The following is a 15215-nucleotide window of genomic DNA, read 5'->3' on the forward strand; positions in this document are numbered from 1 at the left end:
GCGCTGCGCTGTTCCGACTAGCCCTTCCCAAGTACATGAAATAGCTCATCCTCCTGCGCACAATGCAATCGCAGGATAGCGTCCAGGCCGTAGAGCAGACGTTGCAAGTCCTGCACCGTATGCGGATCCGGCCCCTCAGAAGGCAACTGGGCGATTGTCCTGCCCAGGACCGTCGCAACCCTGAAAATCTCGCGATGCATCGCACTCATGGCTGCCATGGGATCATCCCCGCCAAGCATGCGTGCCACGTCTGGATACAGGCGCATGTCGTCGCTACGTTCATGCGGCACCAGGACCTCGGTCAGCGAGCAGTTCAACGCCTTCAGCTCGGCCTGTGCAGCGTGCCCTTCCATCTGGGGCAGCATGTCCGCCACGGCACGTATCCTGTCCATGATGGGCTCCAGCGCCGTATGCTCGGCCTTGAGGCGGGCCACGTCCGCCTCGCCAAGGCTGCTCCCCCGCTCCCCGGCGTCCGCCCGCAACGCGCGCAGCGCATTGGCGATTGCAAGGACATCGATGCCTTCCTGCAGGATTGCGCCCGCCAGAGGAGGCAGGAAGCCCAATCCTGCCGCGAGCATGGCGGCGAACGACAGCATCATCCCCATCTCCACGCTCAGCATCGCGATGCGGCGCGTGCGGCGCGCAATTTGCACGGCATCGACAAGACGATCGAGCCGGTCCACAAGCAGTACCACGTCGGCCGCCTCCGACGAGGCAGCGGCGCCGCGTACCCCCATCGCAACGCCGATATCTGCCGCGGCCAGCGCCGGAGCGTCATTGACGCCATCCCCGACCATGATCACCGTACCCTTGCGGCGTGCAGCGTGTATCGTGGCCAGCTTGTCGGCGGGAGACTGCTCTGCATGGATTTCGCTCACACCGAGCATCGCGCCGACCGCCTCCGCGATATCCACGCGATCTCCCGTAAGCATCGCCTGACGCGTGACGCCCTCCTTGCGGAGCAGGCGAAGAGCGCGCGGCGTTTCCAGGCGTATGCTGTCGGCGAGCTGGATCACGCCTGCGAGATGACCGTCGAGACTCACAAACACGGCCGATATTCCTCCGATCCGGACGCGGCGGATGACGTCCTGCGCCCACTCCGCCGCATCACCGCCCTCCGCTGCATACGCGAGCGAGCCGAGCCTGACGACGTGCCCTCCGACGATCCCCTGCACGCCCGCACCGGGACTTTCCCGGACTTCGGACGGGGTAAGCAACTCCAGGCCGCGCTCGCGCGCGGTCATTGCCACGGCATCGGAAATGACATGATTCGACGCCTGGGCAAGAGAGGCCGCGAGTGATAGCACTGTCTCCGCCAAATACCCGTGCGTACATTCGATGCCAATCAGCCTGGCGACTCCCCCGGTGAGCGTACCTGTCTTGTCGAAGAACAACGTATCGGCTTTGGCGAGCCCTTCGAGTGCACCTCCGCCTTTTACGAGCACGCCGCGCCTTGCGCAGCGCGACATTCCCGAAACGATTGCCACGGGCACGGCCAGGATGAGCGGACACGGCGTGGCAACTACCAATATGGCAAGAATGCGCATCGGCTCGCCGCTCCACAGCCAGCTTGCACCCGCAAGCAGCAGGGTGAGTCCCGTGAATTGCACGGCATACCGGTCGGCAAGCCGCACGGAAGGACTTCGCTCTGCCTGCGCGGCAGCGACCATGCGGACGATGCCGGCAAACGTACTGTCCGCCTCCGTGGCGCCCGCCATCATTTCCAGCGCGGACCCGGCATTCAGGGCGCCACTCTTGATTGACTCACCCGCGACGCACTTCCGGATGGCAGACTCGCCAGTCAGCGCCGACTCATCGAGTTCCGCGGGCATCGTCAGCGCACCGTCGACGGGCACGACCTCCGCGTGCCGCACCATCAATCGGTCCCCCGGACGGACTTCGGCGACATCGACCTGCTGCCATTGCCCTCCCTCCAGCCGGTTGGCCCGCCTGGGAGCGTGGCTCAGCAGCGCCGTCATCTCCCGCCGGGCGCGCGATTGAGCGTAGTCCTCCAGTGCGCGGCCGGTCGCCAGCATCAGCGATACGACTGCAGCCACGAGAAACTCTCCGAAAAGCAGCGCGACCACAATCGATAGCAACGCCAGCGCGTCTATGCCGGATTGCCGCCGGATCGCCGCGCCCACACTGGAAATCGCCAACGCAATTGCATTAGGCAATGTCCCGGCAATCCAGATCCACTCGGCCAGCGTCTCGCCTTGCACCTGGCGTGCAACGAGGCCTCCCGCCAGCGTCACGGCGGAAACCGCAAGCAGCGCACCGTTGAGACGGCCAGCGGGCAAGCGCATTCCAGTCCCCCTGCAACAGACGGCGTTGGGTGCCGTCCTTCATGACGAAATCGTGCCAGATGGCAGCGCACTCATGCAACCCGACAAAGACATACACGAGGGTAGCGGGAATCAGGAAAGCTGCGAGCAGGCGACACCCGCGGCTTTACCGGCTCTGCGCTGGATCAAATCGAAGGTCGGACCACGGCCTAGAGTTCATACGGGATCGGAGCGTTGAGAGCCTGAGATTATTCAGTGGCGCCTGGAAGCCCATATGTCGACGCCCTGAGACCGCAAGCTTGCTTCACCGCGGTCTGTGGGGCGATCAGAGGGATCTGGAAAGCGTTTTGGACAACGCGCTAGCCATCCAAACGTACCTGCTCATCGACGACTGATGATGCTCCGACCCAGCAGGCAACTGTGCGAAGAGGAATAGGAGGTGGCCGATGTTGGCAACTATACTCTCACTGGCTTTTGTCCTTTCCGTTCTGACTACCGCGATTTCACTTGATTCGCATGATTCGCATGAGAGGCGTGGCAACGATGCGTCGAGCCCGAGCGAAGAGCAACTCCATTCCCTCTTGAAGAGGTGCCAACAGAAACAGGATCCCGTCGATCCTGCTGTGGGCTTCGCACATGGCCGGGTTCCGTACGAACACTTCGCAATGGTCGAGCCGTTCATTGAAGGTTACCGGAACGGGGATGCCTGTGATGCGTTCCTGAATGATGAGCAGAAGGGGACCGGTGGCCGCAATGCAAGCGACTCGTTGTCTAGCCATGCCACGAATCAGCGGTTGTGAAACAGCAAAACTCGCTGGGTACGGAATACTACTTGGGAAAGCACTGGCAACAAGTCTTCCCAACCTCGCGCCTATCCAAGTCCTTGGTTCTCTGCTCGCCATCCCGCAACCCTTCAGATGCTATCGGAGGAGCTTTCATGCGCCGGTTGAACCTGAGTAAGGCCTTTACTCTGATGGAGTCAGGGCCTGTGGTCCTCGTGACAACCCATCATGGGAAGAAGGACAACGTCATGACCATCTCCTGGACCATGGTGATGGATTTCACGCCGGTGTTTGCTATAACAACAGGCCCATGGAATTACTCGTTCGCCGCGTTGCAAAAGAACCGGGAGTGCGTCATTGCCATTCCCACCGTCGACCTCCTTGACAAGGTTGTTGGCATAGGGACGAGCACGGGGGCGGACACGGACAAGTTTTCAACGTTCGGTCTCACACCGGTTCAGGCCAGGCTGGTCAAGCCGCCCCTGATCAGGGAGTGCTTTGCGAACATCGAGTGCAAGGTCATCGACATCGTCAAGAAGCACAACATTGTTGTGCTGGAGGGCGTTGCCGCATACGTCGATACCGCACGCAAGGAGAAGCGCATGGTGCACGCGGTTGGCGATGGAACCTTCATCGTCGACGGTCGGAGAATTGACCGAAGAAAGATGATGGCATCCAAGCTTCCCCCAGGCGTTTAGCGTTCGGTTCGTTTAGCCTTCATTGGGCAGCCCCGCGCTTGTCTCATTCGGGATCAGTAGCTCACCGCAACTTGGCAGGCGGTTGCCCTTGGACCGGTCGGGCTATCAAGTTGTCGCTGCCGGCCGGCATGGCCGGGAAGCGCAACAGAAGATCGACGGCCGCACTGTTCTCTGTCACCGCAATGCTGCGGCTGACGATGGAGCCGCCGTAACGGATTACCGCCCGATAGGCGCCGCGCGGCAAGTTCAGATACAAGTAGGGCCCCTCGCTCAGCACAAGCAGCACGATCTCGCGCCGCGCATTGAACAGCGTGACCGTGACATCTGACAAGGCGCTGTTGTCATTGCTGTCGACAAAGTGCATGCGGACATTGAACTGCCGGGCCATGCCGCGCATGGTGGCCGCTTCCTCGAGGCCGACCCCGCCCGAGATGTAGGAAATGCCGTTCAGTTGCCTGAGTTTCAGCGTGCCCGCCTGCGAAGGGGCCGCTGCATCATTGGCAGCGGCCAGCGCTGCGCTGGACAGGATCAGGAAGCAAATTGCCATGAAAGCCCGCATCGGACACTCCTCGCTTGACGTCATCCCATAATCCGGCGCAGTGACGCGGATAGATCGGCGGCCTGTGCCATGCATTGCAGCCTAGTCCGCCTGGGTTCTCGCCTCTTGTCGTGGATCAACGCCACAGCTGTCCTGTCATGGCCCGCCGGCCCGTGCGGAGGCCAGCCACGGTGCAGCCAGATCCGCAATGTCGCAGTTCCGGCGCACCACTGTCAGATTTCGCTGACAAGCGGTCGCTGTCGTCCGACACCGGGGGTTGTTCGAGCCGTACAAGAAGAACCGCTCCAGTCGTACAGCACTCTCGTCCGAGGCTGATATCGGGTAAGCGCCGCGCCGCCCATACTCCAGGCATCCACGCAGGCAAAGTCGCTGGCTCGGGTTTTCGGTCACGTTGACCCCACACCAGTGGCCTGCCGGGCGCACCAGGAACATAAGAAAGGGGCGTGCGATGAACCACGACGCGCAATACATCGAATCCGCGGCAAGTCTGACAGCACTCGCGGAAGCGTTTGCCCCTGGCGCGCATCTCGTGACGCGCCGCCAAGGCTACATTCACCACGGCATCTATGCCGGCAATGGCGAGGTCATACACTATGTCGGATTCAAGGGACTCCTGCGCTGCGGCCCGGTCGAAAAGACTACCTTGTCGGACTTCGCCAATGGGTATGGCCTCAGCGTCGAAACGAGCACGGCGGCGCAATATGTCGGCGTGGAGATTGTCCGGCGAGCGAGGTCACGGCTCGGTGAAAACGACTACCACCTTCTTACCAACAACTGCGAACACTTCTGCACGTGGTGTCTGTCTGGTCAGGGCCGCAGCCAACAAGTGCAGGCACTGATGACCAGGCCATGGCGTGCGGTCCAGGCCATCATCGGCATCCTCTTCGGAACGCCCGCCCGCGCGGCAGCCTAGCTGGCACCTGCTGACTGCCAGCCGCTACACTGACAGGATCGTCAGGTAACGGCAGCGAGGAAATCCCTTGGAAGAAGCGGCATTGACGGCGGCATTGGCGAAGCCGGACGCCTACCCTCATCCGGTCGATGGCGTGCGGGTCATCGAAACCCACATTTCGCGCGTGTTTCTTGCCGGTGACTTCGCTTACAAGGTCAGGAAACCGGTGCGATTCGATTTCCTGGATTTCTCGACGGCACAAGCCCGAAGTGATGATTGCCAGACCGAGCTTCGGCTGAACCGGCGCCTGGCCCCGGGACTTTATCTTGATGTGGTCCCCATCGTTGCCGGGAACACTACCGGAGCCGTCAAGGTGGAAGGCGCGGGCGTCCCCGTCGAGTACGCCGTCAAGATGCGGCGCTTTGCGCAGCAGGACCTGTTTATCGAGATGCTGGCGGCGAACCGGTTGCAGGCATCGCATATCGATGCCCTTGCCGTGCGTATGGCCCAGTTCCATCTTGATCAGCCCTGCGCTCGCCTGGAGGAGGGATATGGCACGCCTGCCCGCGTTCGTGCGACCCTCGACGAGTGCCTGGGCGGTATCGAGCGGCTCGACGACCCTTCCGGGCTATCGACCGAGGTTTCCAGACTGGTTCGCGCACGCGCGGCTGCCCTTGGCGAGGCGATACAGTCGCGCTTGAAAAGCGGTCATGTGCGCGAATGCCACGGCGACCTGCACCTGGGCAATATCGTATGGCTGGACGGCGAGCCGACGCCATTCGATTGCCTGGAGTTCGATCCTGGCCTGCGCTGGATCGACACCATCAGTGACATGGCCTTTTCTTTCATGGACTTGCTCCATCATGGGCGGCAGGATCTCGCATACCGCCTGCTCAACGCCTACCTGCAACATTCCGGCGACTACGCGGGGCTGAAGCTCTTGCCGCTCTACGTCGCCATGCGCGCGCTGGTACGGGCGCGCGTCCTGCTTGAACGGGCGCACCAGCAGAGCAACACGTTGGACGCGTCGATGTCGGCAACACGCGTGGAATGCCGCAAACTGCTGGCCCTGGCATGGCGCGTCCTGGTCCGCCGCCCGGCCGCGCTGGTGGTGATGCATGGCTTGTCAGGCAGCGGCAAGTCGACCGTCGCGGCGGAAATCTCGGAAACTGTGGCGATGGTACGCGTGCGCTCGGACGTCGAGCGTCAGCGGTTGCGTCATTGCGCGCGGGCGAGGGACAGTCGATATGACACGAGGGAAACGGCTCGCACCTATGAACGCCTGCGGGCCATTTGCCGCATTGGCTGCAGTGCAGGATTTGCGATGATTGCCGACGCCACGTTCCTGTCTTGCCGGCAGAGGGATCGATTCATGGCCCTGGCGCGCCGCCTCGGCGTGCCGTTCTTCATTGTCCAGTGCGAAGCATCCGTGGAAACGCTGCGAACGCGTATCCTGGCACGGGCCCGGTCAGGACACGATGCATCGGAGGCCGACTGCGCCACGCTGGAGTGGCAACTGCGCGTACAGGAGCCCCTGACCGAAGCCCAGCGTGCCTGTGTCGTTCCGGCTAGCCAGTTCACCCCGCCTTTCTTGCCCGCCTGACGTGCCACAGGCTTCCCGCTTGCCTGCGGCCGTCATGCGCCGTGCAGGTGGATCTACTGCGCCATCATTCCGCGGCGCATTCCCGGGCCCGGACCGCCACCTTGCGACATTCCCGCGCCCTGGCCATGCGGAATCGCCAGCATCATTTCCTGCATGAGCGCAACGTGCTGCTGCGTCGCGTCATAGCACATGCCTGGACCGTAGCCGCCGGGCTTCCCAGCTGGGCCGGCGGTACGCACCCGGGCGGGCCCATGCATCGTCGCCATGGCGTCGCGCATCACCGTGTCACGTTCGGCCAGCAGCATGCGCCGCTCCTCATCGGAGCTGGCACGCGACAGCCGTTCGCGGATGGCGCGCAGATGAGCGATCTGCGCATCGAGTTGCGCAGATGCCTGAGGTGCGGCCGCCGGTTCCTCCGGACGCTCCGGCGCGTGCTTGCCTTCGTACGTGGCACGATCGGTTGGCGGTGCTGCGAACGCCCCGGGCGTGCCGGCTGCGGCGATGGCGAGTGTGACAAAGAATGAAATGTAATGACGGCTTGCCATGGTGGTTCCTCCTGCTGACCCGAGATGGGCTTGTCGCCCTTTGACCAACATAGGACACCGCGTCTTCGGCAAATTGACCTGCCTCAACCAAGCCCCTGACGAGCGTCCCGGGGCGTCAAGGTTGAAGTGCTACTCCGGCGCGTTAAGCCAGCCCCATAGGGCGGGATAGGCGCGGCTTCGCCACACGCGGCCAGAGAACAACTCATCGTGGTCACAATCCAGCACGGTCAGCGGCGGGATGCCACCAACGCAATCGACCGACAGCCTGCACCACCCCTGCTTCATCCGCCCCGGTCTTGACCGAGCGCAAGCCGCGGACTGCCGTGCCGTCTAGATTTTGAGGCAGGCAGCGCCGTCCAGATCCGCACGGCGCATTCCACACTCACCGATGCGAGTCTTCCATGAACGACCTGAAGCGACTTCCATACGAGCCAGTCAAAGGCCTGTTGCCACGTCCTGCCGTGGGTACCAGCGAGCGCGTCATCACGCTGCCCGAGCCCGACCGGACATCGGGCATGCCTTTGATGGGAACCCTATGGCTGCGCAAGAGTACGCGCGAATTCGACCAGCAACCTTTGCCGCTGAAGCAACTTAGCGAACTGCTGTGGGCTGCCGCGGGCGTCAACCGATCGCTGGGAGGTGGCCGCACCGCGCCATCGCCATATGGTGAGACCGTGATCGATGTCTACGTCGCACTGCCGGCAGGCCTCTATCGCTATGACCCGGTGCATCATTGCCTGGAACTGAAGCGCGCTGCCGACTTGCGCAGCATGACGGGGTACCAGGACTTTGTCGGCATGGCACCGCTTGACCTGGTCTTTGTGGCTAACTATGGCCGCATGCAGGAGATGCCGCCGAAACTGCGCGAGACCTTCTCCGCGGCGGCGGCGGGGGCCATGGCCGAGAACGCCTACTTGTACTGTGCATCGGCAGGGCTTGGCGCTGTCGTACGCGGCTGGCTGAACCGGCGGCAGCTCGCCGAGCATATGTCGCTGAACGAGGACGAGGAGCCGATCCTGTCGCAGACCATCGGGCGGGCTGCCTCGCATGTCACCACCACCCAGGCATGACGGCCCGGGATAGCCAACGCTTTTTTCAGGAGAGACTGAAATGATCAAGAGCAAGGGGAGCGCGGAGCAGATCCGCAATGAAATCCTGCGCCGACTGCAGGAAAATGCCGACCTGGGCGACACTTGCCGCAATGCGGAGATTCCGCTGCCGCTACGCGTCGACCCCGGCACAAACAGCGGGTGCAACTGGCGCATCGAAGCCTTTCCCGGCGTCACGCCGGCATGCCAGGCTGCAGCCAAGGCCATTACCGCGGAAATGATGCGGGAGTACGATCTACCCTGAACGCCTTCGCTGTCCTGAGCCGTAGCCGGGGGGCGCGTACACAGGTGCGCGCCCCTTGTTCTATGCTTTTTGGGATGCGCGAATCCAGGCGCCGTATCCCGGGCCGCGTCGGCCCCTATCCGTCAGCGGAGGACCAAATGCCAGAACATGAGCGGTCGTATAAGGGATTCCGGATTGTGATCTTCGTGCCCGATGCCATGGCACCTGGCGTGTCGAACTCAAATGGTCGCGTCCAGATCAGTCGGCCTGGCCAGGACATCGGGGTGCGCACGGGGGTGCGCTTCACACCGGACTGGAGTCATCCGCCAGCAACGCCGCAGGAAGCGGAGGACTGGCTATTCGCCTATGCGGCCGGCGCCATCGACTGCGAACTGGCTGGCGGCTTCGGCATGGATCTCAGCCACGAATGAGCATGCCTGGCAAGCGTCCTGGCTGCGACTCCCGCCGCCTTTCGCGAGGGCGCTACGTACCCCTTCTCTCTTCTGCTGCGGCGAATAGCGAACGAACCAGCCGGCCGCAAGCCGCCCTACTGCTGCGCAGTGACGAGTTTCATTCGCGCCCCCCCTTTGTTCGGGTGCTTCGATCAATCCCCGTGCCGGTGTTCTCGCGTCACAGGTTGACCTGGATATTGTTCTCCACGGAAACGACGCCAGGCGCGGACCACGCAGCGTTGTACGCGGCTTCACGTTCGGCCCAGGTACGCAGGCTTCCGCCCAGCTTGACGTCTCCTTGCGAGACCGCCACGGTCACGTGGCTGGCGTCCAGTTCGGCCTGGCGCTGGATGGCATCCTTGATGCGCTGTCCCAGTTCCGCCTGGTTGACCAATGGCCGCACCGCGATGGCGTTGCTGACGCCGGCCACCCCGAAGAGTCCCGCCACCGCATGCTCGGCCACGACGCGCTGGTAGTTCCAGTCGACATCACCGGTCAGCGTGATCACGCCATGTTCGACCATGATCCGGATCCGGTCGCTCGGCACCATCGATTGCCAGGCCAGGACGTTGGCGGCGGCGCGCGCAATGTCGCTGTCGGTGCGCAGGTCGTCGTCCGGCAAGCGCACGTCCAGTTCGACGGCCAGCGCCTTGACGCCCGGAATCCGCTTGACTGCAGCTTCGGCCGCGTACTTTTCGGAGAAGCTGCGCAAATGGCCGGTAAGCGTCACTACGCTGTCCTGCACCTCCACCCCGATACCGCTTGCATTGACCGCCGGGTCCCAGTTCAGCTCTTCGATCACGTCCTGCTTCAGTTGGATATCGCCTTTCATGAGTTCCTCGCCTCGTCGATGATCAGGGGCTCCCTCCGGCATCTCACACAGCGTTGCCGCCTTGGCCTTCCCCTGACTCAGCGTATGCGGTAGCGCCTGATATCCGTTGATATGCGTCAACGAGCCGGCGACGCGGTTTCCCAGCCTGCGCCCAAGGCAAGGAACAATGCCGCGGTGTCCTGCAGCCGCTGGGTGTGAGCCTGGATATAGCCGATCGTCGCCTGCTGGTACTGGGCATTGGCGACGAGAAGCTGCAGGTATCCTGCAGTGCCGGCCCGGTAGTTGGCCTGCACCTCGGTCATCAACTCGCCGGCGGCCTGCCGCGCGCGGTCCTGCGCATCCACCGTGAGCGCGTCGTGTTCCAGGGCACGCAGTGCATCGGCCACCTGGGCAAAGGCCCCCAGCACGACTTGCCGGTAGTTGGCTTGCGCCGCTTCGAATTGCGCTTGCGCGGCGCGGCGCCTGAAGTACAGCGTGCCGCCCTGGAACACCGGCGCAAAGGCGGCCGCAGCGATGCCCCAGACGCCGCCGCCAGCACCCAGCAAGCCCCCGGGCTGTACGCCTTCGCGGCCGTAGCTGGCGCTCAGGACGATATTCGGGAGCATGGCAGCCGTTGCCACACCGACCTGTGCCGCGGCCACGTGCAGTTCAGCCTGCGCCGCGAGCACGTCGGGCCTGTGCCGCACCAGTTCGGAAGGCAGCATGCGGGGCAGGTCCGCCGGCAACACTAGCGAATCGAGCGAAAGGACCAGTGGCTCGGCCTCGGAAGGGAAACGCCCGGCCAGCGTCGCGCCAAGGTGGTCCGCCTGGTCGACGCGTTGCGCCAGCGGAGGAAGTGTTGCCTCCAGCGAGCCAAGCTGGCTGAGCAGGCTCAGTTCGCTGGCGTGGGTCGCCATGCCGGCGCTTACCTGCGCGCGCGTGACGTCGACTTGCTCGCGCACGATCTTCACCAGCGTATCTGTGGCAGCGATCTGGGCGGCATAGCCCGCGCGCGCGATAGCGGTATTGACCATTGTGCCGGTCAGCGCAAGCCAGGCCGCACCAACGGCGTAGCGCTGCACTTCCGCTTGCGCCGCCAGGGCTTCCACCGCCCGGCGGTTGCCGCCGAACAGGTCCAGGGCGTAGCTGACCGTGGCGCCCAGCGTGAAGACATTGAAGATGCCGGAAGGGGCACTGCTTCCCAACCGGGCGGGCGTCGTCGTCTGTCGCGACGCCTGCGCCTGTGCCGCAACCTGCGGATAGAACACGCCGGCGCCGGAACGCGCTGCCGCATCGGCCTGCCGCAGGCTCGCTTCAGCGGCCTGCAGGCTGGGATTCGCGGCCAACGCCCCATTTACGGCCTGGTCCAGCTCCGCACTGCCAAACATGCGCCACCAGTCGGCTGGCACAGGCGCGCCGGCAGCAAAGTGCTGGGCCTGCCCGTCGCCGGCAGACGTGCTGCTGGCGTCCCCACCCCGAACATACTGTGAAACGGCAGGTTCTTCAGGCGGTACAAAGTCGGGACCCACCGCGCAGCCGCAAAGCGCCACGGCCAGCATGACCATCGGAGGCATCCGCATGGGCCAATGCCGGCTCACGGTGTTCCGCCCAGATAGACATCGACCAATTGCCCCGGGTAGATCGGCGGCTGCGCAGGAGGCCTGAAGCGGAAGATTACCGGCAGTACGCGTACGTCGACCCGTTCCGCCCTCTGGTCCGAGAGTTGGATCTTCGGCGTCAGGTACGGCTGCACCCGGACAAATTCCAGCGCGATGCTGGTGTCCGTGCCGCGCACGAACATGCGGGCCTGCATGCCGCGGCCAGGTTTCAGCCGGTGCACGAGGATCTCGTCGACATAGACGCGAACCCCGAGCCAGTCCTGCTGGCTGCTCAGCACAGCAACGGGCTGGCTTCCCTGCGTATACGTGTTGTACGTCCCTTGAGGCGATACATAGGCACCGACGGCCGAATTGACCGAAAGCACCACACCGTCCATCGGCGCGCGCACGACATACTTGCGCAGCAAGGCGTCCGCCGCGTCGGCTGCCTTGCGCAGCGCATCGCGCTGCTTCTCCTGGTTGCGTATGTCGAAGGTCCACGCACCGGCGCGCGTCAGCGCGAGTTGCCGACTGGCTACCACCAGGCCGCTGCGCGCGACGTGCACGGCGTTGGCGGCATTGTCCATGGCATCCTGGCTGACGGACCTGGAATCGAACTCCCGGGACTTGCGCAGTTTGTCGTACTGGTCTTCCACGGTCTTGAGGCTTGCCGCCGCCGCATCGGCCTGCGCCTTGGCGACTTCCAGCGTCTCCTTTCGCGGCTGAGCCAGCAATTGCGCGAGCTGTGCCTCGGCGGCATCCGCCTGCGCACTCTGTTGCGCTGCCAGCGCGCGCTGCACCGAGTCGTCAATGGCCAGCAGTACGTCGCCGCGCTTGACGGTCTGGCCTTCCTGCACGGCGATACGCAATACCGTTCCCGCCACCTCAGGGTAGACGTTGACGTTGGCGCCGCTGTCCTGCTCGCTTTCCACGATGCCGTTTGCATAAATGCCACTGCGATAGGGATTGGCGGCCGGTTGGAACACCGGCGGCAGCGGCGGCTTCTGCTGGGCATAAATAATCGCGGCAGCCACGCCGACCAGCGCGCCCAACGCCGATATCAGAAAAAGCCAGCGGTTCTTCTTCACTGTGCGGCCCCTATTTCTATCGCCTTCAGCCGGCCATCCTCCATGTCGAGGATGCGCGAGGCCATATCGAGAATGCGCGCATCGTGCGTCACGATGACAATGCAACGACGCTCGCTGAGGATTTCCTTGCGGATGAAGCTCATGATCGTGCGGCCGGTCTCCCCGTCCAGCGACGCGGTGGGCTCGTCGAGAATCAGGATGTCAGGCTGACTGACGATGGCGCGCGCGATCGCGACACGTTGCTGCTCCCCGCCGCTGAGCTTGACGGGGTGCAACTGTGCCCGGTTCTCCAGGCCGACAATCCGCAGATACTTGCGCGCCTCCGACAAGGCCTCATCCCAGCGGTAGCGGCGCAAGACCAGCGGAATGGCGACGTTCTCCAGCGTGGTAAGGCGCGGAAACAGGTGGTAGTCCTGGAACACGAACCCGACCTTGGCGAGGCGGAAGGCGGCCAGTTCGTCATCGTCCAGATTCCACACATCGACACCGTCCATCAGCACGCGCCCGCCATCCGGCCGCAGGATGCCGGAGATGACGCTGAGCAGCGTCGTCTTGCCGCTGCCGGAGGGGCCGACAATGAACAGCATCTCGCCGAAGTAGGCGTCGAAGCTTACGTCTCGCAACGCGTGGGTACGGGCCTCTCCCTCGCCGAACCATTTTTCGATGCGCTGTGCCGAGATGGCGACGTGTGCCATGATCACGCCCGGAAAATATCGAACGGCTCGATGTGCAGCACCTTGCGTACGCCGATATAGCCCGAGATGCCGGCGATCACGATCACCATGGCCAGCGCAAGCCCGAGGTTGTAGAAGGTGATCACTGCCGCGTAGTTGGGGATGCGCAATCGCACCAGGGCGATCAGGACCGCACACAGGCCGATGCCGAGTCCATAGCCCGTCAGCGACACGAAGGTCGCCTGGAACAGGATCATCGCCACCAGCTCATGCCCCTTGGCACCGATGGCTTTGAGGGCGCCGAACTTCTCCAGGTTCTCGACGATGAAGGTGTAGAAGGTCTGCCCCGAAATCGACAGCCCGACGATAAAGCTGATGACCGTCATCAGCAGGATATTGGTGCCCAGGCCAGTCTGGTACTTGTAGAAGTCGGCGATGCGGTCGACGAACTGCGCCTTCGTCAGCGCGAGATAGCCCAGTCGGCTGACGGCTTGCTGGATCCGCAAGGTGTCTTCCGGCGTCTTTGGCTCCACCAGGATGTACGAGATGGTATAGCGCGCCGTCGGCAGGTACTGGATCGCGCGCCGGTACGTGGTGTAGAGCGTGGGTACGCCAAACAGCCCGCTGGTCGATACCTCGGCCAGTCCGACAATCACGCCGCGATGGTCGTTGATCTCGAACGTGGTACCGACATCGGGATCCTCGAGCTTGCGAAACTCGGCGTCCTGCACGACAAGAAAGGCGTTCTCGGCAAAGATGTCTTCGATGCTGCCGCGCACGACGCGCGGACGGCCGAACAGGCTGGTGTCGTCGATGCCGATCACCGTCACGGGCTGATAGGTACCGCTCTGAAGACGTACCAGCGCCCCGCCCGAATAGAGGGGCACCGCAAAGCGGACGCCGTCGATGCTTCGTACGGCATCCAGTACATAGTCCGGCATCCCGATGGTGTTTGCCACGGTGTTGACGGCGGGATCCATGACCCAGATGCTGGCGCCGATGTTGAAGACGGTCGATGACGACCGGTTCAGGACTCCGGCAAACAGCGAGGTCATCTCGATCATCAGGAACACCGAGAACGTGATGCCGACCAGCAGACCTGTGAACTTGGCGCGGTCGTTGACCAGCAACTTGTAAGCCAGTAGCAGGATGCCCGGAATCGCCGCGCGTTGCGGCGGGTCCGGGGAATGGTGAGAAGAATCGACGTCATCGGCCGGCATGTTTCCGTCTCAGCGCGCGTTCAGGCAGGCAATGACCTGCGCCCTGTCGATGCATAGCATGTTGCTCTCCTTCTGCGGCGTGCGATGGCCTTGGCATCGTGCGGAAGCAGGTGGCGCTGTCCGTCGTGTTCGCTGCACAGCGCGCTGCTTCCGCTTCATGGCCGGTGGTGTGCCGGCGTACGCATGGCCGCGTCTTCAACGGCATGGCGCGCGGCCCAGCGATGCGCCTGCGCAATGGCAATGCGAATCGCCATGCCTTCACCGTAACCCTGTTCCAGCAGCGCATTGGCGATCTCGATCGCCTTCGCCCTGACCTCTGGTTGCAGGTTCTTCATCGAGATCGGGAAGTAACCGGAATTCCAGGGCATCGCGCCACCCTGCTCAATCGGGAAGATGGGCGCCAGCGCCTCACCTTCCCATTGCGCTCAGGACAATTCCAGATCGTCCACCACGGCACCAACTCCGGGTGCGGACCAGGCCGCACCGACTGCGGCCAGTCGCTGCGCGCGTGAATCCACGCGGCCGCTCAGCGTCACCGTGCCCTCTTTCATCGAGACACTGATGCGCTTCGCTTCTCGCTCGGCATGCCGGCGCAACGCGGCTTCGATGCGTTCGACCACATCGTTGGGCGCGGGGCGCATCCTCATCTTGACCTGGTTCGTCACCCCCGTCACAC

The 15215-nt window shown here is 63.5% G+C and carries 17 protein-coding genes; 7 read left to right on the forward strand and 10 right to left on the reverse strand.

Annotated elements, in window-relative coordinates:
- Positions 1 to 17 precede the first annotated feature (17 nt).
- The gene (locus KHO41_RS29690) at positions 18 to 2306 is read right to left on the reverse strand and encodes a heavy metal translocating P-type ATPase (RefSeq protein WP_211956817.1); all 2289 of its coding nucleotides are present in this window, start codon (positions 2304 to 2306) and stop codon (positions 18 to 20) included.
- Positions 2307 to 2731: 425 nt separating this feature from the next.
- Here KHO41_RS29690 and KHO41_RS29695 point away from each other — a divergent pair, with 425 nt between their 5' ends.
- Positions 2732 to 3085 carry a hypothetical protein gene (locus KHO41_RS29695; protein WP_211956818.1) on the forward strand — a complete coding sequence of 118 codons (354 nt, stop codon included), beginning with the start codon at positions 2732 to 2734 and terminating at the stop codon, positions 3083 to 3085.
- A gap of 137 nt (positions 3086 to 3222) precedes the next feature.
- Entirely contained in the window at positions 3223 to 3765 is a 543-nt protein-coding gene (locus KHO41_RS29700; protein WP_244874096.1) for a flavin reductase family protein, read from the forward strand.
- A 61-nt stretch (positions 3766 to 3826) separates the two neighbouring features.
- Here KHO41_RS29700 and KHO41_RS29705 read toward each other — a convergent pair whose 3' ends face one another.
- The gene (locus tag KHO41_RS29705) at positions 3827 to 4399 is read right to left on the reverse strand and encodes a hypothetical protein (RefSeq protein ID WP_211956819.1); all 573 of its coding nucleotides are present in this window, start codon (positions 4397 to 4399) and stop codon (positions 3827 to 3829) included.
- A 373-nt stretch (positions 4400 to 4772) separates the two neighbouring features.
- Between KHO41_RS29705 and KHO41_RS29710 the strand changes: the two genes are divergently transcribed.
- Positions 4773 to 5237, forward strand: a complete 465-nt coding sequence (locus tag KHO41_RS29710; RefSeq protein WP_211956820.1) for a lecithin retinol acyltransferase family protein — start codon at positions 4773 to 4775, stop codon at positions 5235 to 5237.
- A gap of 67 nt (positions 5238 to 5304) precedes the next feature.
- Positions 5305 to 6819: a bifunctional aminoglycoside phosphotransferase/ATP-binding protein gene (locus tag KHO41_RS29715; protein ID WP_211956821.1), complete on the forward strand. Its 1515-nt coding sequence runs from the start codon at positions 5305 to 5307 to the stop codon at positions 6817 to 6819.
- A gap of 53 nt (positions 6820 to 6872) precedes the next feature.
- Here the strand turns inward: KHO41_RS29715 and KHO41_RS29720 are convergent, their stop codons facing one another.
- Entirely contained in the window at positions 6873 to 7364 is a 492-nt protein-coding gene (locus KHO41_RS29720; protein WP_211956822.1) for a hypothetical protein, read from the reverse strand.
- Between the two features lie 401 nt (positions 7365 to 7765).
- Here KHO41_RS29720 and KHO41_RS29725 point away from each other — a divergent pair, with 401 nt between their 5' ends.
- The 3 genes from KHO41_RS29725 to KHO41_RS29735 all read left to right on the forward strand — a co-directional run bounded on the left by KHO41_RS29725 (position 7766) and on the right by KHO41_RS29735 (position 9127).
- Positions 7766 to 8434, forward strand: coding sequence for a SagB/ThcOx family dehydrogenase (locus KHO41_RS29725; protein WP_211956823.1), 669 nt, complete (start codon positions 7766 to 7768; stop codon positions 8432 to 8434).
- 40 nt (positions 8435 to 8474) lie between these two features.
- The gene (locus KHO41_RS29730; protein ID WP_211956824.1) at positions 8475 to 8717 is read left to right on the forward strand and encodes a hypothetical protein; all 243 of its coding nucleotides are present in this window, start codon (positions 8475 to 8477) and stop codon (positions 8715 to 8717) included.
- A gap of 137 nt (positions 8718 to 8854) precedes the next feature.
- On the forward strand, positions 8855 to 9127 hold the full coding sequence (locus KHO41_RS29735) for a hypothetical protein (RefSeq protein WP_211956825.1): 273 nt from the start codon (positions 8855 to 8857) through the stop codon (positions 9125 to 9127).
- 199 nt (positions 9128 to 9326) lie between these two features.
- Here KHO41_RS29735 and KHO41_RS29740 read toward each other — a convergent pair whose 3' ends face one another.
- From KHO41_RS29740 to KHO41_RS29770, 7 genes are all read right to left on the reverse strand, one after another.
- On the reverse strand, positions 9327 to 9980 hold the full coding sequence (locus KHO41_RS29740; RefSeq protein WP_211956826.1) for a BON domain-containing protein: 654 nt from the start codon (positions 9978 to 9980) through the stop codon (positions 9327 to 9329).
- Between the two features lie 116 nt (positions 9981 to 10096).
- A complete protein-coding gene (locus KHO41_RS29745) occupies positions 10097 to 11539 on the reverse strand; it encodes an efflux transporter outer membrane subunit (RefSeq protein ID WP_211956827.1) in 1443 nt (480 codons plus the stop codon).
- A gap of 14 nt (positions 11540 to 11553) precedes the next feature.
- Positions 11554 to 12645: an HlyD family secretion protein gene (locus KHO41_RS29750; RefSeq protein ID WP_211956828.1), complete on the reverse strand. Its 1092-nt coding sequence runs from the start codon at positions 12643 to 12645 to the stop codon at positions 11554 to 11556.
- On the reverse strand, positions 12642 to 13340 hold the full coding sequence (locus tag KHO41_RS29755; RefSeq protein ID WP_211956829.1) for an ABC transporter ATP-binding protein: 699 nt from the start codon (positions 13338 to 13340) through the stop codon (positions 12642 to 12644). The genes KHO41_RS29750 and KHO41_RS29755 overlap by 4 nt, the downstream gene beginning before the upstream one ends.
- A 2-nt stretch (positions 13341 to 13342) precedes the next feature.
- Positions 13343 to 14479 (reverse strand): ABC transporter permease, encoded by a 1137-nt coding sequence (locus KHO41_RS29760; RefSeq protein WP_211956836.1) that lies wholly within the window; start codon positions 14477 to 14479, stop codon positions 13343 to 13345.
- 215 nt (positions 14480 to 14694) lie between these two features.
- Entirely contained in the window at positions 14695 to 14907 is a 213-nt protein-coding gene (locus KHO41_RS29765) for a DUF2188 domain-containing protein (protein WP_211956830.1), read from the reverse strand.
- A gap of 57 nt (positions 14908 to 14964) precedes the next feature.
- Positions 14965 to 15215 (reverse strand): BON domain-containing protein (locus KHO41_RS29770; RefSeq protein WP_211956831.1); only part of this gene is annotated, 251 nt, incomplete at its 5' end.

Origin of the sequence: Cupriavidus numazuensis, assembly GCF_905397435.1 — a bacterium.
GTDB classification, from domain to species: domain Bacteria; phylum Pseudomonadota; class Gammaproteobacteria; order Burkholderiales; family Burkholderiaceae; genus Cupriavidus; species Cupriavidus numazuensis.